Below are 21,790 nucleotides of genomic sequence, written 5' to 3' on the forward strand. Positions count from 1 at the left end.
CGCAACCGCAAGCGATTCGATCCGGCGCTAGTTCAACGCGTAGATCGCCTCGGGTTCATTCCGCGGCGATAAATTTCGTTGTCGTGGTAGGAGGCAATCCATGCAAGCGCATTATCGAGCGTGCCGTGACACCTACTTGTCCGTCGTGAACTTCCGCCTTGTACTCGCAATAATCTTCAGGAATGGACATGGCAACCGCCGTGTCACCCATTGCCAGCACTAGCGAGCGCTCTTGCATGTAACCGGCTGATCGGTTCTCCCGTCGGGCTGCGCCGGGCACGACCGAGCCCGACTCGGACGTGTCGGCTCGACTGGTGGAAATGACGTGCAAGCTACCCCGAAAATCGACTTTTAGTCCTTCTTCGACACGGCTTACCTGGGAAATCCAGCAAATGTGCGCACCTTCCGCGAAGCCTGTTACCGGCGTCACCGCCGTCGCAAGCATAAAAACCCCTGCAATTCGCTTCATGAATTTCATTGACGAGTGAACGAGCGAAAATTGTATTTCGCTGCTCGAGCGGATTTCCGTAAGTCGTCGGATGTAAGCGACAGACCGGCAAAATCTGCGTTGTCCTATTGCCTCGATCTGCTTATCGCTGCCGCAGTTGCGACGATGTCGAGCCCGTCCGTGGGTGTCACGCGTGCCCGCAGATTCGGTCCCCAAAAGCAAAAAACCCGCACTAAGGCGGGTCTTCGAGAAGTTGCGGATCGGATTACGGTGCTGGCGGCGCAAATACGACCGGAAGCTGCGATGACGCTGCGTACCGCCGATTTGCGCGCTTACGCGAACGAATAGAACACGCGGAACGCAACCTTGCGCTCGGCCCAGAACTCGGCGGCCTCGCGGAACACGTCGAGCAGCGTCTCGCGCCCTTCCTTGTCGAATTTCTGCGCGATCGGCAGCCCTTCGAGCACGATCACGAAACCGGGCTGCGCGCCGGCCTTCGCGACGAGGTCGGTCAGGCAGTCGTACAGCGCGTCGTAGTTCTTCCCGAAATGCTTCGGAAACAGGAACGACGTCGCGATCGTCTCCATCACTTCCTGCTTCGACTGCGCGGCGCCGCAATACGCATACAGGAAATGCTGGCCGAGCCGACCGGCTTCGTCGGCGAGATCCTGCACGCGGAACGCGCGGATCGACTGCACGAGATTGGGTCGCACGGTCGTGAAAAGGCTCATAGGCTCCTCGTTCGATGAAAGCCCGGGCTCGGCCGCCGGCTGCTCCGGCGCGCCGCCGGCCTGTGCCGCCGCGTGTAGTTGCATCACGCGCTGAAACAGATTGCCGTCGCCGGCCGCGAACAGTTCCGCCGCCGCCGTGTCGTGCGCGTAGATGGAGTCGCTCATGCCGTTCATCCCGAAGTCATTCAACAATACGTTTAAAACTGTTGTAGTGGTCGTCCGTGTAATAACAGTTGTCGATCCGGCGCAATGGCCCGCCACAGACGATCCGGCGCGCGCCGCGATTGCGTGCGCGCGGCGTCGGCACCGTGTACTCGTGGTAGTAGCCGCGCTTCGCCTTCGGCAGGATCCGCTCGCGGTTACCGAAAACGACGCCGTCTTTCTCGTACGGATAGGGGCCACCGGCGCCGATCAGGCCAAGCGTGGTCACGGCCTCGCGCGGCAGACGGGCGGTCGGGATCGTATCGACCCCGCCGACGGCCATGTCGGCCGAAACGGCCTGCCGTGCGTAAGCGGCGGAAACCAGACTGCCCGTCGGCGTGCCGACGATACCCATCGCAAACATCGCGAAGACGGACGCGAGCGCGCCGTTGCGGAGCCACTTGCGTGCCATGAACCAGGGTTCCCGCTGTTAAATCAAGTAGTTGACGACCAACCAAAGGCGTTAGCGTAGCGCTATTGTTCGCGCGAATCAATGTTCGTTTGGGAAACGAAAGCGTCGCGCCGCGCCGAATCGCGCATTTTTTACCGAAATCAGACTATATTTATCTTACATAGGATAAAATACGCGTGGCATCTCCGTCATGGCAAGACCCTGCCTCCTTGCCACGCTCGCTACCCGGAGTGGAGAGATGCTGCTGTTGCTTATGGGAAGCGCGATTGCGCCCTACCCGACGGCGTGCCCGTTGCGGGCACGCCTCTTTTTGCGTTTGTTTACAATTTCGCCCGACGCGCCGCACCGGATCGGCCGGCGCGGCGTTCGTTTTCGGCTCAGCGTGCGGCGTTCACGTCGGCGACCAGCAGCGCCGCCATGTTGACGATGCGGCGAACGGTCGCCGACTCGGTCAGCACGTGCACCGGCTGCGCCGCGCCGAGCAGGATCGGCCCGATCGCGATGTTGTTGCCGGCGGCCGTCTTCAGCAGGTTGTACGCGATGTTCGCGGCATCGATGTTCGGCAGGATCAGCAGGTTCGCGTCGCCTTCGAGCGTCGATTCCGGCAGGATTTCCTTGCGCAGTGCCGCGTCGAGCGCGACGTCGCCGTGCATTTCTCCGTCGACCTTCAGCTCCGGCGCGGTTTCCTGCAGGATCGCGAGCGTATCGCGCATCTTCTTCGCCGACGGCGCGTTGCTCGTGCCGAAGTTCGAGTGCGACAGCAGCGCGACCTTCGGCTCGATGCCGAACCGGCGCACTTCTTCCGCGGCCATGATCGTGATCTCGGCCAGCTGTTCGGGGGTCGGATCGACGTTCACGTGCGTGTCGACCAGGAAGATCTGGCGGCCCGGCAGCACGAGGCCGTTCATCGCCGCGTACACGCTGCAGCCCGCGCGCTTGCCGATCACCTGATCGATGAAGTGCAGATGGCGGTGCGTGGTGCTGATCGTGCCGCAGATCATCCCGTCCGCTTCGCCCTTCTTCACCAGCATCGAGCCGATCAGCGTCGTGCGGCGCCGCATTTCCACGCGGGCCAGCTGCTCGCTGATGCCCTTGCGCGCCATCATCTTGTAGTACGTCTGCCAGAAATCGCGGTAGCGCTCGTCGTGCTCGGTGTTCACGACCGTGAAGTCGGTACCCGGCGTGAGGCGCAGCCCGTAGCGCTGGATACGGTGCTCGATCACCGACGGACGCCCGATCAGGATCGGCTTCGCGAGCTTCTCGTCGACGATGATCTGGACCGCGCGCAGCACGCGCTCTTCCTCGCCTTCCGCGAATACGACGCGCTTCTTCTCTTCCGGCGCGGCGCGCGCGATCTGGAAGATCGGCTTCATCGTCGTGCCGCTGTGATACACGAACTGCTGCAAGTGCTGCTTGTACGCTTCCATGTCCTCGATCGGACGCGTCGCGACGCCGCCGTCCATCGCGGCCTGTGCGACGGCCGGCGCGATCTTGACGATCAGGCGCGGATCGAACGGCTTCGGAATCAGGTATTCGGGCCCGAACGACAGATCCTGGATCCCGTACGCGGTCGCGACGATGTCGCTCTGCTCGTGCTGCGCGAGTTCGGCGATCGCGTTGACGGCCGCGATCTCCATTTCACGCGTGATCGTCGTCGCGCCGACGTCGAGCGCACCGCGGAAGATGAACGGGAAGCACAGGACATTGTTGACCTGGTTCGGGTAGTCGGTGCGGCCGGTGGCCAGCACCGCGTCCGGGCGCACTTCGAGCGCGAGTTCCGGCAGGATTTCCGGCGTCGGGTTCGCGAGCGCGAGGATCAGCGGGCGCTCGGCCATGCCCTTCACCATCTCCTGCTTCAGCACGCCGGCGGCCGACAGGCCAAGGAAGATGTCCGCGCCGTCGATCACTTCCGCCAGCGTACGTGCTTCCGTTTCGCGCGCGAAGCGCTCCTTGTCCGGGTCCATCAGTTCGGTGCGGCCCTTGTAGACCACGCCGGCCAGGTCGGTCACCGTGATGTTCTCGAGCGGCAGGCCGATGTCGACCAGCAGGTCCAGACACGCGAGCGCGGCAGCGCCGGCGCCCGATGCCACCAGCTTGACCTTCTTGATGTCCTTGTTCACGACCTTCAGGCCGTTCGTGACGGCCGCGGCCACGACGATCGCGGTGCCGTGCTGGTCGTCGTGGAACACCGGGATCTTCATCCGCTTGCGCGCTTCGCGCTCGACGATGAAGCAGTCCGGCGCCTTGATGTCTTCGAGGTTGATCCCGCCGAAGGTCGGCTCCAGCGCGGCGATCACGTCGACCAGCTTGTGCGGGTCCGACTCGTTCAGCTCGATGTCGAACACGTCGATGCCGGCGAACTTCTTGAACAGCACCGCCTTGCCTTCCATCACCGGCTTCGACGCGAGCGGGCCGATGTTGCCGAGACCGAGCACTGCGGTGCCGTTCGTGACGACGCCGACCAGGTTGCTGCGCGCGGTGAAGCGCGCGGCGTTCAGCGGGTTCTCGACGATCTCCTCGCACGCGTACGCGACACCCGGCGAATAGGCGAGCGCGAGGTCGCGCTGGTTGATCATCTGCTTGGTCGGGGCGATCGCGATTTTCCCGGGCGTCGGGAATTCGTGATAGTCGAGAGCGGCTTCGCGGAGCTTGGCTTTGGAGGAGGCTTGAGTCGACATGTGTCTCGTGACGGGCGGATTAGAATAACTGTTCGACGGCATTGTAGCGCCAATCGAACCCCGCCAGACCGGCGATTCGGGTGCGACAGCCGCGACAAAAATGTACTGAACGGTGCAGGAACGGCGCCGTTCGCTGCGTACAATGCCGTTCCCTCACCGCTTCCGGGTCCCTCCGCCGTGCCAGCCGCCTTGTCCGAGTTTTCGCTGATCGATCGCTTCTTCGCGCGCCGCGCGGCCCGTGGCGCGCGGGCGTCGACGCTCGGCATCGGCGACGATTGCGCGCTGATCGCGCCGCGATCCGGCAAGTTGATGGCCATTTCGACCGACATGCTGGTCGAGGGCCGCCATTTCTTCCCCGACGTCGCACCCGGCGCGCTCGGCCACAAGACGCTCGCGGTCAATCTGTCGGATCTCGCGGCGATGGGCGCCGAGCCGCGCGCGTTTACGCTCGCGTGCGCGCTGCCGCGCGCCGACGCCGCGTGGCTCGAGGCATTCAGCGACGGGCTGTTCGCCCTCGCCGAGCGCTTCGGCTGCGAGCTGATCGGCGGCGACACGACGAGCGGCCCGCTGAACCTATGCGTGACCGTGTTCGGCGAAGTCGCGCCGGACGCGGCGCTGCGGCGCGATGCCGCGCGCGACGGCGACGACGTGTGGGTGTCCGGCACGCTCGGCGACGCGCGCGCCGGACTCGGGATCGCACGCGGCGAGTGGACGGCCGGCGCGCACGAAGCCGCCGCGTTCCGGCACGCGCTCGAGCGTCCGGAGCCGCGCATCGCGCTCGGGCTCGCGCTCGCGGGCATCGCGCACGCGGCGCTCGACATCTCGGACGGCCTCGCCGGCGACCTGCGGCACATCCTGACGCGCTCGAACGTGCGCGCCGACATCGACGCCGACGCGGTGCCGCGCTCGGCCGCGCTCGCGACGCTGCCGCCCGACGTGCAGCGGCGCTGCACGCTCGCCGGCGGCGACGATTACGAACTGTGCTTCACCGCGCCCGTCGCGGCCCGTGCGGCGGTCGACGCGGCGGGCGCGCGCGCCGGCGTCCGGGTCACGCGAATCGGTACAATACGCGCGTTGTCCTCGCCGTCAGAGCAGCCCGCGATCGCGTGGCGCGACGCCGCCGGCGCGCCCCTGACCCTCACGTTGCACGGTTTCGACCACTTCCATGCAGACTGATCCGACGCCCGCGCAACGCGCGGCCGCGCCCGGTGCCGCGGGCGCCACCGGCGCCGCCGGCACCGCGCCGCAGCGCGCCACCGCGCGCCTGATGCTGTCGCACCCGGCGCACATCGTGTCGCTCGGCTTCGGCAGCGGGCTTGCGCCGTTCATGCCCGGCACGTTCGGCACGCTGTTCGGCTGGCTGTCGTTCGTCGTGCTCAACCGCTACCTGACGGTGCAGCAATGGTGGGCGCTGATCGCGGTCGGGTTCGTCGCCGGCACGTGGATCACCGGTTTCACCGCACGCAGGATGGGCACGGCCGATCCGGGCGCCGTCGTCTGGGACGAAATCGTCGCGATCTGGCTCGTGATGCTGTTCGTCACGCCCGCGACCTTCATCGGCCAGTTGTGGGCGTTCGTCGTGTTCCGCTTCTTCGACATGCTCAAGCCGCCGCCGATCCGCTATTTCGACCGTCGCGTGAAAGGCGGCCTCGGCATCATGGTCGACGACCTGATCGCCGCGTTCATGACGCTGCTCGTGATCGCGCTGTGGCGCTCCGTCGTCGGCTGACCGATTTCCCGACTCCCGTTTCCCGACGCGCATGCCAACCGATTCCGTCGTCCATCAGCTTGCGATCCGCGCAGGCAACAAGCTGCGCGACGAGCACCTGTCGCTCGCCACCGCCGAATCCTGCACGGGCGGCATGATCGCCGCCGCGATCACCGACATCTCCGGCAGCAGCCAGTGGTTCGAGCGCGGCTTCGTCACCTATTCGAACCAGGCCAAGAGCGAGATGATCGGCGTGCCGCCCGATCTGATCGACAAGCACGGTGCCGTCAGCGAGCCGGTCGCGCGCGCGATGGCCGAAGGCGCGCTGCGCAACAGCCGCGCGCAGGTCGCGCTGTCCGTCACCGGCATCGCCGGGCCGGGCGGCGGCAGCGACAAGAAGCCGGTCGGCACCGTGTCGTTCGCGTGGAGCAACCGGCTCCATACCGACGTCGAGACGCTCGTGTTCAAGGGCGACCGCGAGCAGATCCGCACGCAGGCGGCCGCGCATGCGCTGCGCGGGCTGCTGAAGCTGCTCGACGAGCACGAACGCTGATCCGCGTGCGCGCCGGCCGCGGCACGCGCGGCCGGCGCGCCGCCGCGCTTACTGGATCGCGTCGGGCTTCACGACGATCCAGTTCCGGTCCGCCGTGACCGGCAGGCCCAGCGCCTTCTGCTGCGCGGCCGATTCGTCCGACCACGCGCGCATCTGCGTCATCTGCCTGTCCTTCTTGTTCACCCACACGCGCACGCCGCCGCGCGCGACGTCGGTCGCATTCAGCAGCATATAGCCGTCCGATTTCGGCGTGTCGCCCGCGACGAGCACCGGCTTCTTCCACTGGTCGATCCAGCCGACGATCGAGCCGAGCTTGCCTTCGTACCACGTCATCGGGTTCATCAGGAACGGCGTGATCACGAGGTTGCGGTTCGCAGCCTCGTCGTACTTGCCGGCCTTGATCTGCAGCCGCGACGTGGTCAGCGCGCCGGTCGCCGGATTGCGCAGCAGCGTCGTCACGCCGATCACGTTCTGCGGCTTCACGTTGTAGCCGTACTTCGGATCGGCCAGCACGAGCCGCGCGAGCTCCTCGTGCGCGGCCGTCATCACGTAGACCTCGATCCCGTTCTCGCGCAGCGCGTTGTACAGCTGCTGCATCCCGCGGAAGAAACGCGGCGGGTTCGCGGTGCCGTCGACGACCTTGTCGCCCTGCCAGTAACGGATCGGCACCGGCTTGCCGTCGGCGAGCATCGCGTCGATGTGGCGCTTCAGGTCGGCGAGCGACAGCCCGGCGAACGCCTGCGCGATCCACGGGTAGCAGACCAGGTCGTCGATCTCGCACAGCCGGTAGTAATAGCTCGTCAGCGACTCCTTGTAGTCGGCCGAATCCTTGAACGGCATCAGCTTCAGCGACGGATCGAGCGAGTCGCGCGTGAGCACGCCGTGGTTCTCCAGATACGGCAGCAGCGATTCCTCGAGGTCGTAGCGGTACGTCGTGTTGTCCGCGTCGAACACCGCGTAGTCGCCGCGATGCGCATGCTCGGCAATCATCGCGTTCAGCGCCTTCGCGCTGTCGGCCGGCCAGTGCGACAGGTCGGCCGCGTGGGCGAACGACATGCACAACGACGCGGCAAGCGCGCTCAGAAAACGTCGGGACAGCTTGGGCATGGCGTCGCTCCTTTTCTTGACATTTTGGTTACGGATCGATGACAAACGGCAGCATCGCGCGACGAAAATGCCGGCATGCGGTGTGGAAGCGACGGGAAGTTGTCGGTGCGCGCCAGAGCGGATCGACGCAAGCGAACGAACGGGAGGATGCGGCGCCGGCCCGCGTGCGCGGGGTCGGCGCCAACCGCCGAGCCGGTCGGCCGGGCGATGTGATGCGATACGGAAGGATGCGATACGGTGTCGTGCGAATCGATCAGCGATGCGCGTTGATCGTGTCGCGCGTCTTCTGCGCGGCGAGCGCCGCGGCTTCGGCGAAGTCCTCGCCGTTGCTTGCGTACAGGATCGCGCGCGACGAGTTGATCATCATCCCGGTGCCATCCTCGGTGCGGCCCGCGCGGACGGTCGCCTGCACGTCGCCGCCCTGCGCGCCGATGCCGGGGATCAGCAGCGGCATGTCGCCGACGATCCCGCGCACGATCTCGATCTCGTTCGGGAACGTGGCGCCGACCACGAGGCCGAGCTGGCCGTTCTTCGCGTTCCACTTGCTCGCCGCAAGATCGGCGACGACCTGGTACAGCGGCCGGCCGTTCGTGTCGAGGAACTGCAGGTCGGACCCGCCCGGGTTCGACGTGCGGCACAGTACGATCACGCCCTTGCCTTCATGCTCGAAATACGGCTCGACCGAGTCGTAGCCCATGTACGGGTTCACGGTGACGGCGTCCGCGCGATAGCGCTCGAACGCTTCGCGCGCGTACTGCTCGGCGGTGCTGCCGATGTCGCCGCGCTTCGCGTCGAGGATCACCGGCAGGCCCGGATGCTGCAGGTGGATGTGCGCGATCAGCCGTTCGAGCTGATCTTCCGCACGATGCGCGGCGAAGTACGCGATCTGCGGCTTGAACGCGCTCGCATACGGTGCGGTCGCGTCGACGATCTGCCGGCAGAATTCGAAGATCGCATCGGGCTGGCCGTCGAACTGCACGGGAAAGCGCGACGGCTCGGGATCGAGGCCGACGCACAGCAGCGAATTCGTGCGCTGCCACGCGGCGCGCAGCGATTCGATGAAAGTAAGCGGGGAAGACATGGCGGATACTCGCGGCAAACCGTTGGTAGACCGCGTATTTTACCCGCGTCGACGGCGTCCCTCGCGCACGGCCGCATCCACGCGCGCATCGGCGCGCTCGACGGTGAACGCAAAACGGCGCGTGAGCCGCTCGCCCGGCGCGAGCAGCGTCATCCCGTGCGCGGCCGCGCCGCCCGGCAGATTCACCGCATTGATCGGATGATCGACCGGCTCGAAGCAGAAGAACGGCTCGCCCGGCGGCGTGTAAAGCACGTACGCATCGGCGTCGGCCGCGATCGTCAGCGACAGCGCGCGGCGCGGCCAGCTCACCGTCGCGTGGCCGCCCCAGCCGGTGAATGCGTGATTGACGAGCGTCGCCGGCAGCGGATACGCGACGCCGAACTGCCACGCCGGCGGCACGCTCACGTGCCGCACCGGCAGGAAATCGGCGCCCGACAGCCACAACCCGCCCGCGGCCGCGGCCAGCTCCGTCGCGTCGTCACGCACGAGGAACGGATGGACGCCGAGCCCGAACGGCAGCCGTGCGCGCCCCGCGTTCTCGATCGTCAGCGCGATCGCCAACGTCGTGTCGTCGAGCGAAAACGACTGGATCGCGCGAAACGCGTACGGCGCGCCGCTCGCGCGATCGAGCGACAACTGCAGCGCCGTGTCGGTCGCATCGTCCACCTGCCACGGCGCGAGCCAGCCGTCGCCGTGGATCGGCAGCGGCTCGTCGCGGCGATTGCGCGGCACCGCGACGCTGCGTCCGTCGCATTCGAAGCGGCCGTTGCCGATCCGGTTCGAGTACGGCAGCAGCGGGTAGCACGCGAGTTCGTTCGGGTCGGTCGCGGTCTCCGGATGCTCGCAGCGGCGGAACACCGGCACCAGCGCGCCATGATCGCCGCGCCAGTCGAAGCGCGCGATGCCGCCGCCGAGATGCGGCAGCACGTCGAGCCGCAACGACGCGTTCGACAGCGTGACGGCCGCCGCATGCACGGCGCCGGCGCCCTGCGCGAACGCGGCGGTCTGCGGGCCGGCGCTGACCGGCTGCGCGGCGGCAGCGAGGCGCGCGCGGCGCGACTGGCTCGTGGACGACGCGGCGCGCGGGGACGTGGCAGTCATGGTGAGCTCCTTTCCTTCGTCGAAGAAACGATACGGGTCGCCGCGCGCTGCCGCGCGAGCACGGACATCAACAATCAGGCCCAGCCGCCGTCGACCACCACGTCCTGCGCGGTGATCATCCGGCTGTCGTCGGCCGCAAGGAACAGCGCCATCCGCGCGAGATCGTCCGGCAGCAGCTCGGCGTCGATGCACTGGCCGGCCTTGATCGCGGCCCGGCCCGCATCGTCGAGCCACAGCTTGCGCTGCTTGTCGGTCATCACCCAGCCCGGCACCAGCGAATTCACGCGGATGCCGAACGGCCCGAGATCGCGGGCGAGCCCGCGCGTGAGCCCCTGCACGGCCGCCTTCGCGATCACGTACACCGGATAGCCGCCGTTCTTCAGCATCCAGCTGATCGAGCCGAGATTGACGATCGAGCCGCCGCCCTGCTGCTTCATGTCGTCGATCACCGCCTGCGCGGCGAAGAACTGGTGGCGCAGGTTCACCGCGATGCCCGCGTCGAACGACGCGGGCGTCACGTCGCCGATCGCATGGCGCGTGTCGTTCGCCGCGTTGTTCACGAGCACGGCGATCGCGCCGATCCGCGCGCGGATCGCGTCGATCGTCCGGCGCAGCGCGTCGATGTCGGTCAGGTCGCACGGCAGGAACAGCGGCGCGTGGCGCACCTGCTGATCGTGCACGAGACGCTCGGCCAGCGCGGCGCCCGCGTCGGCGTCGAGATCGACGAACGCGACGCGCGCGCCCTGCCGCGCGAAGTGCTCGACGAACGACGCGCCGATGCCGGTCGCGCCGCCCGTGATCAGCACCGCGCGATCCTCGAGGCTCGGGTAGCGCGCATAGCGTGCGTCGCCTGCGGCGGCGTGCGTGCGCGGCACGGATGTTTCGATGGTCATGCGTATCGTCTCCGTGGACTCGGTCAGTCGCGCACGCCGCGGTTCTTCAGCTGGTCGAGCAGCACGGCCGCGAGCAGGATCGCGCCGCGCACCAGGTACTGGTAGAACGCGTCGATGTTCAGCAGGTTCATCACGTTCTCGACGGTGCCCATGATCAGCACGCCGATCACGACGCCCGAGATCGTCGCGCGGCCGCCCATCAGCGACACGCCGCCGAGCACGCAAGCGGAGATCACGTTCAGCTCGAAGCCCTGCGCGGCGTTCGGCTGACCCGACGTGATGCGCGACGCGAGGATCACGCCGGCGAGCGCCGTCACCGCGCCCTGGATCAGGAAGATGTACACGCGCGTGCGCTCGACGTTGATCCCCGCCAGGCGCGACGCCTCCGGATTGCCGCCGATCGCGAGCGTGTTGCGGCCGTACACCGTCTGGTTCAGCAGCACGCCGAACACGATGAAGCACAGCAGCGTGACCCAGATCGGCAGCGATACGCCGAAGAGCGACAGCCCGCCGAGCGCGATGAACGTATCCGACGACACGCCGACCGCCTGCCCTTTCGACACGATGAAGCCGAGCCCGCGCACGATTTCCATCGTTGCGAGCGTCGTGATCAGCGCGTTGATGCGCAGGTACGCGATCACCGCACCGTTCACGAAGCCGATCGCCGCGCCGGCCGCGACCGCCGCGATGATCGCGACGACCGTGTTGTCGGTCGCGTTCAGCACCATCGCGCACAGCACGCCCGAGAACGCGACGGTCGAGCCGATCGACAGATCGAAGTCGCGCGACGCGAGACAGAACATCATCGTGCACGCGACCATCCCGATCTGCGAGATCGACAGCGCGAGACCGAGCATGTTGTCGATCGAGAAGAAGTGGTCGACCGTCAGCGACATCGTGATGAACATCACCGCGAAGATCGCGATCAGGCTGTATTCGGTGAGGTGCTGCCACCACTTCTGGCGGTCGGTCTGCTGCGGTACCAGCGCGTCGGCCGACGGCTTCACGGCTGCGCTGGCGAGGTTTTCCCTGACTTGCATGGTTGTGTCTCCTGCTCCTGCTTCGCGCGGCCCGCGCCGCGCGTGATCGATTCGAATTCCTGGCCGCTTTCGTCCGCTTTCGTCCGCTTTCGTCCGTTCCCGGCCGCTTCAAGCCACTTCAAGCCGCCTCAGGCCGCGTCAGCCGCCTCGACGACGCTCGTCTGCGGCAGCGCGAGGTTCAGCACCGCATGCTCGTTCGCGCCGGCGCGCGGCAGCTCACCCGCGATCCGCCCTTCGCGCATCACGACGATGCGGTCCGACACGCCGAGCACCTCCGGCAGTTCCGACGACACCATCACGATCGCGCAGCCGCGCTCCGCGAGCCGGTAGATCACGTCGTAGATCTCGTGCTTCGCGCCGACGTCGATGCCGCGCGTCGGCTCGTCGAGGATCACGACCTTCAGGTCGGGCTCCGCGAGCCAGCGCGACAGGATCGCCTTCTGCTGGTTGCCGCCCGACAGGAAGCGGATCTTCTGCCGCCGGTTCGGCGTCTTGATCTTCAGCCGCTGGATGAAGCGGTCGGCCGTTTCGGTTTCGGTCTTGCGATCGATGAAGAGCCCCGCGCGCAGCGAATGGCGGCGGCAGCTGATGTTGATGTTCTCCGCGACCGACGCCATCGCGATGATCCCTTCTTCCTTGCGGTCCTCCGGGCACAGCACGATCCCGTGACGAATCGCGTCGCCGGTGCGCTTCACGTCGATGCGTTTGCCGTCGAGCGTCAGCGTGCCCGCGCGCCGGCGGTCCGCGCCGTACACGAGCCGCATCAGTTCGCTGCGGCCGGCACCGACCAGCCCGAAGAAGCCGACGATCTCGCCCGCGCGCACCGAGAAGCTCGCCGGTTCGCGCAGCGCCGGGCCGTCGACGCCTTCGGCCGAGAACCGCACGTCGCCGAGCGCGCGCGGCGCGTAATGGTAGATGTCCGAAATCTCGCGCCCGACCATCTCGGCAACCAGCCGCTCGCGCGGCACGTCGGCCAGCGATTCGTGCGACGCGATCTTGCGCCCGTCGCGGAAGATCGTGCACGCGTCGCACAGCCGGTAGATCTCGTCCATCCGGTGCGAGATGTAGATCAGCGCGCGGCCCTGCGCACGCAGGTCGTCGACGAGCTTGAACAGCACCTCGGTCTCGCGATGCGACAGCGAGCTCGTCGGTTCGTCGAGCGCGATCACGCGCGCATTGCGCATCAGCGCCTTGCAGATCTCCACCATCTGCCGCTGCGCGATCGACAGGCGCCCGAGCTTCGCGTCCGGATCGAGATCGACGCCCATCGCGGCGAGCCGCTCGCGCACGTGGCGCTTCGCCGCGCCCTTTCTGACCCAGCCGAGCGCATTCGGCAGCCGGCCGAGCAGCAGGTTCTCCGCGACCGTCAGGTCGGGCACGTACTGCAGTTCCTGGTGAATCACCGCAATGCCGGCCGCGATCGACGCAGCCGCACTCGAGAAATGCACGGGCTGGCCATCGACCAGCACGCTGCCCGCATCGGGCTGGTATTCGCCGCCGAGAATCTTCAGCAGCGTCGACTTGCCCGCGCCGTTCTCGCCCATCAGGCCATGTACCTCGCCTGCATGCACGTCGAACGAGATGCCGTCGAGTGCGCGCACGCCGGGAAATACCTTGCCGATATTGTCAAAACGCAGTGCCGCTGACACGTCGTCTCCCCACTTGCAGATCCATCGATCGCCGGCCGCCGCGTCGGCGCGGCAGCCGGCAAGCCGCTTACTTCGACGCGAGTCCCATCTCCTCGCGCACCTTCGACACGTTGTCGCGCGTCGCGAGCATGCCGGTCGTCAGCGTCAGCGCCGGCGGTGCCTTGCCTTGCGTGATCCACGCGTACATCAGGTCCGAAGTTTCCTCGCCGTGGCGCTTCGGGCTGATGATCACGGTGCCGTAGAAGCCCGTCGGCTGCGGCTTCTTGAACTCGTTCAGCGCCGAATCGGAACCGCCGATGCCGATGCCGATCATGTTGTCGGCCTTGAAGCCGCGCCCTTCGGCCGCGCGCACCGCGCCGAGCACGGCCTCGTCGTTCAGGCCGTACGCGACCCAGTGCTTGAACTGCGGGTTCTTCGTGAGCGCGATGTTCGCCGCGTTGAACGCGTTCTCGGTGTCGGTCTTCGCCTGCGGCGCCGCGATCACGTTCGCCTTCGGGAAGCCGGCGGCGACCAGTGCGTCGGTCGCGCCGCTCGTGCGGTCGTGCGCGGTCGGCAGCTGTTCGTACGTGATGTCGATCGCGCCGACGTCCTTCATGTTCCAGCCGCGCTTCTTGATCTCGGCCGCGATGCCGTCGCCGACCTGCTTGCCGATGTTGTACGCGGAAATCCCCATGTGCGGCACCGACTCGATCGGCTTGCCCGCACCGTCGACGAGCCGGTCGTCGACCGTCATCATCTTCAGGTTGTGCGACTTCGCCTTCGCGACGATGCCCGGCCCGAGCTTCACGTCGGGCGTGCAGATGATGAAGCCCTGCGCCTTCTGCGCGGACAGGTTGTCGATCGCGCTCATCACCTTCTCGCCGGACGGCGCGCCGATCTTCACGAGCGTGAAGCCTTTCTCCTTCGCGGCCATTTCGGCGAACTTCCATTCGTCCTGGAACCACGGCTCTTCCGGCTGCTTCACGAGGAAGCCGATCTTGACCGGGTCGGCCGCGTGCGCCACCGGGCTCCCCATCACCACCGCGGCCGCAGCGGCCAGCGTTACGAACGTTCTGCGTTTCATCTCCAGTGTCTCCTTGTCTTCATCGAACAGGATGCAGCCGCTTGTTGGGTTTCGACGCAACGTGCGCGCGGCCGTCGCACGTGCGGTCTTTCGAATCGTTACGTCACGCGTGTCAGTCGTGGTACAGCGCCGCGCGCCCGCCGTCGACGGTGATGCACGCGGCATTGATGAACGGCGCCTCGTCGGACGCGAGGAACACGGCCGTCATCGCGACTTCCTCCGGCTTGCCGATCCGCTTCATCGGCTGCAGCGCGAGCGTTTCGGCGCGCGCCGCGGCCGGGTCGGCCTGCGCATCCCACCAGTCGCGCGTCAGCTGCGTCTCGATGTAGCCGGGCGCGATCGCGTTCACGCGCACGTTGCGCGCCGCGTATTCGATGCCGAGCGCTCGCGTGAGGCCGAGCACGCCGTGTTTCGCGACCGGGTACGGAAAGCAGCCAGGGATGATCCGGAACGCGTGCGTCGACGCGATGTTCACGATGCTGCCTCGCCCGCGTTCGACCATTCCCGGCAGCGCCGCGCGGCAGCCGTGCCACACGCCGTCGAGATCGACCGCGAAGCAGCGGCGCCAGTCGTCGTCCGTCATCGTCAGCGGATCGGCGAATACGTTGATGCCCGCGTTGTTCACCAGCACGTCGAGCGGGCCGAACGCGGCTTCCGTCTGCGCGAGCGCGTCGCGTACCGACTCCTGTCGCGTGACGTCCATCTGCAGCGGCAGCACGCGCGCGCCGCCGATGCCGTCGGCGAGCGCCGCGGCCGTGCGCTGCGCGTGCGGGAAGTCGACGTCGGCGAGCGCGACGGCCGCGCCTTCGCGCGCGAACGCGTGCGCGATCGCCGCACCGATCCCGCGGCCCGCGCCCGTCACCACGGCGACCTTGCCCGCGAGCCGGCCCATCATGCAGCTCCGCCGCGCGCCGCGCGCAGGCCGGCCTGGAACGCGCGCGCGTTCGCCGCGGTCGCGTCCGCCGACTGGCCGGGCCGGTACAGCGCCGAGCCGAGCCCGAAGCCGTTCGCACCGGCCGCGAGGAACGGCTGCATGTTGTCCGGCGCAATGCCGCCGACCGGAATCAGCGGCACCGCGCGATCGATCACCGCGCGCCACGCCTTCACGACCGGCACGCCAAGCTGCTCCGCCGGGAACATCTTCAGCACGTCGGCGCCGTTCGCGAGCGCGGCGAACGCCTCGGTCGGCGTCGCGACGCCCGGGGCGCTCGCGAGCCCGCGCTCGCGCGCGCGGCGGATCACCGCCGCGTCGCTGTGCGGCATCACGATCAGCGTGCCGCCGGCGTCGTGCACGCGGTCGACGAACTCGGCGCGCAATACGGTGCCCGCGCCGACGATCATGTCGTCGGGCAATGCGCGGCGCAGCGCCGCGATGCTGTCGAACGGATCGGGCGAATTGAGCGGCACCTCGACGATCCGGAAGCCGGCTTCATGCAGTGCATGACCGTGGTCCGCCGCTTCGGCGGGCGTGATCCCGCGCATGATCGCGATCAGCGGGCACGCGTCGAATCCGCGCATCAGCGCGGCGTTCGGCGTGTACGGCGCGGGCAGCGTAAGGTCGGACGACATCGGCAGTTCCTCTTCAAGCAGTTCATTGGTCGGCGCACGCGGGTTCGCCGTCCGCGCGCACGAGCCCGGCGCGCGATGCGATCCACCACAGGCCGCGTTCGGTCGCCTGCGCGGCGACGCGTGCGTGCGTGCAGCCGAACACGTTCAGCGCGTCGACGTAGCGCGCGCACAATCCGCCGTCGCCGATCAGCAGCAGCGGCTGGTTCGCCAGCGCCGCGCCGCGCTCCGCGAGCATCGCGTCGAGCGCATTCAGCTCGTGGCCGATCAGCAGGCCGGACAAGTAGTCGCCCTGCGCGTCCGGCGCGAGCCGGTCGGTCAGGCCGAGCGTGCGCGTGCTGAAAATCGTCGCGAGCAGCCCCGCGCGCTGCGCGCCGCGCGCCACCGCGACGCCGCGCTCGAATGCCGCGCGGTCGGGCGACGCGCTCGCGCGCATCGTGCGGCCGAGGATCGTGTGATCGCGCAGCGCCGCGTACAGCTCGCCGGTCATGAAGGTCTGGAAGCGTTCGATGAGCCCGTCCTTCACCCATGCCCACTTCGCATGCGTGCCCGGCAAGCCGATCAGTACCCCTGAACGATCGGCATCAAGCATGGGATCGTTCGCGAGTGCGCCGAATATCTGCGTTTCCTCGCCGCGCATCACGTCCGGCAGTTCGCCCGTCGCGATCACGCCCGGCACGATCGACACCGTCGTGCCGCGCGCGGTCGCCACCGTGACGAGGCCCGCGACGAGCGCGTCCGCGCCGGCCGGCACCGCGACGTACGGCGCCTCGCGCCAGCCCTGCGCGCTGCCGACCATCCCGGCCGCCAGCACCGGCATGCCGGGCGCGCGGTCGAGCCAGTCGCCGCACGCCTCCTCGAACACGACGTCGAACGCGCGCGCGCCGCCGGCCGGCACGTGCATCACGCCCGCTGCGCGGCTGCGCGTGTCGATCAGCGCGCCGTGCGCGTCGAACAGATACGCGCGCAGCGACGTCGTGCCCCAGTCGAGCGCGATCAGCGACGGGTCGGCGGAATTGGCGTCCGGAACGGTCGGGGTCGAATCGGTCATCGTTTGATCCTGCGGGTACCCTGCGGCGGGCTCCAGCCCAGCTCTGCGGAAATGGCTCGCGCTTCGCGCTGCACGAGCGGAATCAGTTCGTCCATCCGGTCGTGCGGCATGTACGGAATCGTGCTGGCAACCGACACGGCCGCGACGATCGCGCCCGACGCATCGCGAATCGGCGCGGCCACGCAGCGGATCGACGCCTCGTTTTCCTCGAGATCGAACGTGTAGCCGCCGGCCGCGTAATGCGCCATGCGCTGCAGGAACGCGCTCGTCTCGGGCCGGTTGTCCGGCTTGAAATTGACGCCGGCGAGCGCGCGCCGCGCGGCCTCGAACAGCGAGCGCCACAGGTCCGGATCGAGGTCGAGCATCATCGCCTTGCCGATGCCGGTCGACGCGAGCGGCATCCGGTGGCCGACGCGCGAGCGCATTTCGAGCCCGCGCGTGCCCGGAATCTTGTCGATGTACAGCACGTCGTCGCCGTCGCGCACGCCGAGGTGGATGGTGTCGAGCGTCGCTTCCGCGAGCGCTTCGAGATGCGGCCGCGCGACCGCCGTGAGCGGCATCTGCTCGAGCGCGATCGTGCCGAGCTCGATCAGCTTCGGGCCGAGCAGGTAGCCGCCCTGCACCTGGCGCAGGTAGCGCGCCTGCACGAGGCTGCTGACGAGCCGGTGCGTCGTGCTGCGCGTCGTGCCGAGCGCGGCGCCGATCGCGCGCATGTCGCGCGCGCCGTTCGCGATCGCTTCGAGGATCGCGAGACCGCGCAGCAACGTCTGCGTGCCGGCCTGCTGCGCGGCGAGATCGAGCGGCGTGCTGGTCGCGCCGATGCTGTCGGTGAGCGGCGCATCGTCCGGCGTCGCGCGCCGGGCGTCGAGAGCGAGGGTATCGGGCATGTTGGTCATGGAACAGGCTGCTTCAACGGAATCGGTGAAGCCGCAGTCGCGACGCCTGAACGAACTCGGGCGTCGCGGCAGCGCGGCGGTCGATGCACCGAGGAAAGTGCCCGGCGAACTTCATGGAAGGTGTCTCCGTGTGCTCGGGCGCCGCGCGGTGCGTGGGTCCGAAGCTGTCGATGTGCTTCGGATTGTAGGAGCGGACGCACGCGTCTCCAATATTTGAATGCGTTGTCCAGATAATGAGAAACCCGCGCGAGCGTGCGCCGCGGGAAAGTTCGCGCGCGATGCGCACGGGGGCGGAACCCGCGTGTCGCAGGATCCGCCCCCGTCATGCGTGCACGCCGTACTTACTGCTGGTTCGCGCTGCGCGCCTGCATGTAGCGCTGCACGTCCGCGAACGACACGCGGCCGCTGCCGCTCGCATCGATCTGCCGGAAGTGGTTCGCGACGTAGCCGAGGCCCGCCGCACGCGCCTGCGCTTCGGTGATGGAACCGGTGTTCTGCGTGTCGGCCGCGCCGAACTGCCGCGTGAGCTTGCGCACCACCTGCGCGTGCAGCGCGGCGCCGGTCGTCTGCGTGCCGGCGGTCGGCTTGCGCGCGGCCGGCGGCACGTACGGATCGCCGAGCTGCGCCTGGCGCGCGCGCGCTGGGGTGGCGGCGTCGCTCGCCTGTGCGAATGCGGACACCGATGCGGATGCTGCGACGCCGGCGCACGCAAGCGCCGCGGCAACGACGATGAAACGTTTCTTCATGTCAGGCTCCAGTCTGGAATGGGGTCGTCGACGGCCGGCGATGCGCGCCGCCACGGGCGCGCATCGCCGGACCAGTCCATCGCATCAGTGCGCGGCCGCGTTGTAGAACGTCACGAGGTCGGCTTTCTCCTGCGGACGCGACGTGTCGTCGAGATAGACCATGTGTCCACCCTGATAGTCCTTGATCGTCAGGTTCGGTTGCGAGCCGAGCCGCGCGAGGTCGAGCTCGGTCTGGTAGAACGGCGTCGCGATGTCGTGATACCCGTTCAGCGACAGCACCTTCAGCGCCGGATTCAGCGTGAGCGCCGCGGCGAGATCGGGGATCGTGTCCGGCATCGCGAGGCCGTCGTGCGACCAGTCCCAGGTCTGGATCGCATTGCTGCTGACCGAATACGCGGACTGCGCGCTGTACTTCAGCACGTTCGGCAGGTAGCTGCCGATCGTGTCGGTGAACGGCTTCGTAATGAACGTGCTCGACGGGTCGCCGTCCGCTGCGAGCGGGCTCGACGACGGCACGTTCACGCGTGCGTCGTAGCGGCCGATCAGCGTGCCCGGGATCAGCGACACCTGGACGCTGTTGTCGAAGAAGGTCGGGACCACGTTGAAGTCGGCATTCCACAGCGACTGCTTGACGCCGGTCGCGTTCGACATCGTCGCGACGAGGCTCGGCGACGGCGCCGTATGGCTCGCGAGATACGCGTTCACGGCGGGCGCGTAGCTGCCGGCCGTCAACAGGCGCATCTGGTCCGCGTACTGCGGCAGGTTCGACGGATTCGGATTGTCGAGCTGGTAGTACGCGCCGACGGCGCCGTACGACGGCACGAAGCCCGCGCAACTGACGGGGCTCGCACCGTTGTTCGAGTTGCCGACATAGTCGCTCGCCATGTCGCAGTTCGCGTTGTAGTTCAGGATCGACGACTGCAGCACGATGCCGGCGAGCTTCACGCCGGCCGTCTCGAGCAGGTTCGCGAGCACGTCGGTGCGCGGCGTGCCGTACGACTCGCCGAACAGGTACTTCGGCGAATCGTTGCGCTGGTTCACGGCGATGTAGCGCGTGACGAAGTCGCGGAAGGCGCCGGCGTCCTGGTCGACGCCCCAGAACGTCTGGTTCGTGTTCGGCGCGATCGCTTCCGAGAAGCCGGTGCCGATCGCATCGACGAACACGAGGTCGGTGGTGTCGAGCAGGCTTTCCGCGTTGTCGACGAACGGGAACGTCGACGTGTTCGCGTTCGGGTCGCCCGTCTGGATCCGCTTCGGACCGAACGAGCCGAGATGCAGCCACACCGATGCGGAGCCGGGGCCGCCGTTGTACAGGAACGTGACCGGGCGCTTCGCCGCGGGCTGGTTGTCGGCGGTATATGCGACGTAGAAGAACGACGCTTCGGGCGCGCCCGTCTGCGGATTGCGCGCGACGAGGTGGCCGGCGGTGGCCGTGTAGCCGATCGTCTTGCCGTTCAGCGTGATCTGGTGATGGGTGACGGCGGCCTTTTCGACCGCGGCGGACGCGTCGAGCGACGCGCTCGCACTCGACGAATAACTGTTGGGATCGTTGTACGGCCTGTCCACCTGCGCGGCGGGATCGGCTGAATTGGCGGTGCCTGCTGCGGCGGACGACGTCACGTCGTCGTTGCAGGCCGTCAGAATCAGCGAAGAGAACACGACTCCCAACAACAGCTTCGCTTTGCTCGCTGGCATCGTTGCTTTCCTTCTCTCGAATGTTTTTTTGTGTCGAGCAGCCGGGTAAGCCGCCCCCCGCCTCGATTGCGGCCGATAAGCCGAGGCGCTGGCCAATATACGCGAGCGGGTCGGCTTTGAAAAATTTGGAAATATTTGCGCGGGAGTCGGTGCAGCGCACACCTTTCAGGAATGCTTCGATTCGCGAACCGTTGCATTTCACCGGCCTTTCAGTCGCGCGGGCGTTTAGTGGGCGCGACTAAAATCGTGCGAATTTCGCGCCATATCGGCAAACAAAATCGCGTGGCCGCACGCATTGCTCAGCAAACCGAAATAGACGATTTCGTCTAGTGGATGACGCACGGCACGCGCGGCGACACGAATGCGCTGCAGCGCAGCATCGGCGTGCGGACGACGGAACGGACAATGCGGCGGCGCGACCGCGCCGCTCACTGCGATTGCGGCAGCTCGGCGGCGCCCATCCGGCGCGCGATCACGGCCGCGCGCTGCGCCTGGTAGGCCGAGCCGCGGTGCGCGTCGAACCAGCGCGGCTTCGGCAGCATCACCGCGAGGCGCGCGGACTGCCACGCGCCGAGCCGGCTGGCGGGAATCCGGTAGTAATAGCGTGCGGCGGCCTCGGCGCCGTACACGCCGCGGCCCCATTCGACCGAATTCAGGTAGATCTCGAAAATGCGCTCCTTGTCGAGCACCGTCTCGAGCATCCACGTGATGATCAGTTCCTGCCCCTTGCGGATGTAGCTCTTCTCGCGCGACAGGAACAGGTTGCGCGCGAGCTGCTGCGTGATCGTCGAACCGCCCGCGACGATCCGGCCGCGCGCCTTGTTCTTCTCCCACGCCTGCAGGATCGCGTCGACGTCGTAGCCGTTGTTGGTCGCGAACGTCGAATCTTCCGACGCGATCAGCGCGCGCTTCAGGTTGCGCGAGATCTGGTCGTACGGCACCCATTGGTGCTGGATCTGCGCGGGCGGCTTGTCGCGCGACAGCCACCATGCGTCGGTGCGCATGAACGCGGTCGAGCCGGGATTGATGAACGACCACGCGGCGATCTGCACGAGATAGAACAGCTGCGTCGCGAGCCACGCACCCGCGAACACCGACCCCGCATAGACGAGCCAGCGGGTCAGGCCCACCGTGCGCGTGCGCTGCGCGCCGCTCACCGCCGCCACCTGCG

Annotated in this window: 22 protein-coding genes; 3 read left to right on the forward strand and 19 right to left on the reverse strand. The window is 67.6% G+C overall.

Annotated elements, in window-relative coordinates; all coding sequences use genetic code 11:
• Positions 1-55: 55 nt before the first annotated feature.
• The 4 genes from Q3A80_RS08675 to Q3A80_RS08690 form a co-directional block, all read right to left on the reverse strand.
• Positions 56-478: a hypothetical protein gene (locus Q3A80_RS08675; RefSeq protein ID WP_446328645.1), complete on the reverse strand. Its 423-nt coding sequence runs from the start codon at positions 476-478 to the stop codon at positions 56-58.
• 302 nt (positions 479-780) lie between these two features.
• A complete protein-coding gene (locus Q3A80_RS08680; RefSeq protein ID WP_040144874.1) occupies positions 781-1,344 on the reverse strand; it encodes a barstar family protein in 564 nt (187 codons plus the stop codon).
• A 16-nt stretch (positions 1,345-1,360) separates the two neighbouring features.
• Positions 1,361-1,792: a ribonuclease gene (locus Q3A80_RS08685; protein ID WP_059451950.1), complete on the reverse strand. Its 432-nt coding sequence runs from the start codon at positions 1,790-1,792 to the stop codon at positions 1,361-1,363.
• A 377-nt stretch (positions 1,793-2,169) separates the two neighbouring features.
• On the reverse strand, positions 2,170-4,512 hold the full coding sequence (locus tag Q3A80_RS08690; protein ID WP_446328646.1) for an NADP-dependent malic enzyme: 2,343 nt from the start codon (positions 4,510-4,512) through the stop codon (positions 2,170-2,172).
• 135 nt (positions 4,513-4,647) lie between these two features.
• Between Q3A80_RS08690 and thiL the strand changes: the two genes are divergently transcribed.
• Genes thiL through Q3A80_RS08705 form a run of 3 tightly spaced genes read left to right on the forward strand, consistent with a single transcriptional unit; the run spans position 4,648 to position 6,731 of the window.
• On the forward strand, positions 4,648-5,646 hold the full coding sequence (gene thiL / locus Q3A80_RS08695) for a thiamine-phosphate kinase (RefSeq protein WP_446328647.1): 999 nt from the start codon (positions 4,648-4,650) through the stop codon (positions 5,644-5,646).
• Positions 5,636-6,199: a phosphatidylglycerophosphatase A family protein gene (locus Q3A80_RS08700; protein ID WP_446328648.1), complete on the forward strand. Its 564-nt coding sequence runs from the start codon at positions 5,636-5,638 to the stop codon at positions 6,197-6,199. The genes thiL and Q3A80_RS08700 overlap by 11 nt, the downstream gene beginning before the upstream one ends.
• Before the next feature lie 31 nt (positions 6,200-6,230).
• Positions 6,231-6,731 (forward strand): CinA family protein, encoded by a 501-nt coding sequence (locus Q3A80_RS08705; protein WP_446328649.1) that lies wholly within the window; start codon positions 6,231-6,233, stop codon positions 6,729-6,731.
• Positions 6,732-6,779: 48 nt separating this feature from the next.
• Here Q3A80_RS08705 and Q3A80_RS08710 read toward each other — a convergent pair whose 3' ends face one another.
• The 15 genes from Q3A80_RS08710 to mtgA all read right to left on the reverse strand — a co-directional run bounded on the left by Q3A80_RS08710 (position 6,780) and on the right by mtgA (position 21,785).
• Entirely contained in the window at positions 6,780-7,838 is a 1,059-nt protein-coding gene (locus Q3A80_RS08710) for a haloacid dehalogenase-like hydrolase (protein ID WP_446328650.1), read from the reverse strand.
• Between the two features lie 253 nt (positions 7,839-8,091).
• A complete protein-coding gene (pyrF, locus tag Q3A80_RS08715; protein ID WP_446328651.1) occupies positions 8,092-8,919 on the reverse strand; it encodes an orotidine-5'-phosphate decarboxylase in 828 nt (275 codons plus the stop codon).
• A gap of 39 nt (positions 8,920-8,958) precedes the next feature.
• Positions 8,959-10,020, reverse strand: a complete 1,062-nt coding sequence (locus Q3A80_RS08720) for an aldose 1-epimerase (protein ID WP_446328652.1) — start codon at positions 10,018-10,020, stop codon at positions 8,959-8,961.
• 74 nt (positions 10,021-10,094) lie between these two features.
• Positions 10,095-10,913, reverse strand: coding sequence for an SDR family NAD(P)-dependent oxidoreductase (locus tag Q3A80_RS08725; protein WP_446328653.1), 819 nt, complete (start codon positions 10,911-10,913; stop codon positions 10,095-10,097).
• Between the two features lie 23 nt (positions 10,914-10,936).
• Entirely contained in the window at positions 10,937-11,953 is a 1,017-nt protein-coding gene (gene araH / locus Q3A80_RS08730; RefSeq protein ID WP_446328654.1) for an L-arabinose ABC transporter permease AraH, read from the reverse strand.
• A 128-nt stretch (positions 11,954-12,081) separates the two neighbouring features.
• Complete coding sequence (gene araG / locus Q3A80_RS08735; RefSeq protein ID WP_446328655.1) at positions 12,082-13,602, reverse strand: L-arabinose ABC transporter ATP-binding protein AraG; 1,521 nt, start codon at positions 13,600-13,602, stop codon at positions 12,082-12,084.
• A gap of 67 nt (positions 13,603-13,669) precedes the next feature.
• Positions 13,670-14,665, reverse strand: a complete 996-nt coding sequence (locus Q3A80_RS08740; RefSeq protein ID WP_446328656.1) for an arabinose ABC transporter substrate-binding protein — start codon at positions 14,663-14,665, stop codon at positions 13,670-13,672.
• Positions 14,666-14,777: 112 nt separating this feature from the next.
• Complete coding sequence (locus Q3A80_RS08745; protein WP_446328716.1) at positions 14,778-15,557, reverse strand: SDR family oxidoreductase; 780 nt, start codon at positions 15,555-15,557, stop codon at positions 14,778-14,780.
• Complete coding sequence (locus Q3A80_RS08750; RefSeq protein WP_446328657.1) at positions 15,557-16,234, reverse strand: 2-dehydro-3-deoxy-6-phosphogalactonate aldolase; 678 nt, start codon at positions 16,232-16,234, stop codon at positions 15,557-15,559. The genes Q3A80_RS08745 and Q3A80_RS08750 overlap by 1 nt, the downstream gene beginning before the upstream one ends.
• 22 nt (positions 16,235-16,256) lie before the next feature.
• Positions 16,257-17,282: a 2-dehydro-3-deoxygalactonokinase gene (locus Q3A80_RS08755; protein WP_446328658.1), complete on the reverse strand. Its 1,026-nt coding sequence runs from the start codon at positions 17,280-17,282 to the stop codon at positions 16,257-16,259.
• Positions 17,279-18,178 (reverse strand): IclR family transcriptional regulator, encoded by a 900-nt coding sequence (locus Q3A80_RS08760; protein WP_446328659.1) that lies wholly within the window; start codon positions 18,176-18,178, stop codon positions 17,279-17,281. Before Q3A80_RS08760 ends, Q3A80_RS08755 begins: the two co-directional genes overlap by 4 nt.
• A 341-nt stretch (positions 18,179-18,519) precedes the next feature.
• A complete protein-coding gene (locus Q3A80_RS08765; protein WP_446328660.1) occupies positions 18,520-18,924 on the reverse strand; it encodes an EF-hand domain-containing protein in 405 nt (134 codons plus the stop codon).
• Between the two features lie 84 nt (positions 18,925-19,008).
• A complete protein-coding gene (locus Q3A80_RS08770; protein WP_446328661.1) occupies positions 19,009-20,619 on the reverse strand; it encodes a S10 family peptidase in 1,611 nt (536 codons plus the stop codon).
• A 225-nt stretch (positions 20,620-20,844) separates the two neighbouring features.
• Positions 20,845-21,051: a hypothetical protein gene (locus Q3A80_RS08775; protein ID WP_446328662.1), complete on the reverse strand. Its 207-nt coding sequence runs from the start codon at positions 21,049-21,051 to the stop codon at positions 20,845-20,847.
• Positions 21,048-21,785, reverse strand: a complete 738-nt coding sequence (gene mtgA, locus Q3A80_RS08780; protein WP_446328663.1) for a monofunctional biosynthetic peptidoglycan transglycosylase — start codon at positions 21,783-21,785, stop codon at positions 21,048-21,050. Before mtgA ends, Q3A80_RS08775 begins: the two co-directional genes overlap by 4 nt.
• Between the last annotated feature and the right edge of the window lie 5 nt (positions 21,786-21,790).

The sequence above is a fragment of the Burkholderia sp. SR8 genome, assembly GCF_052851275.1.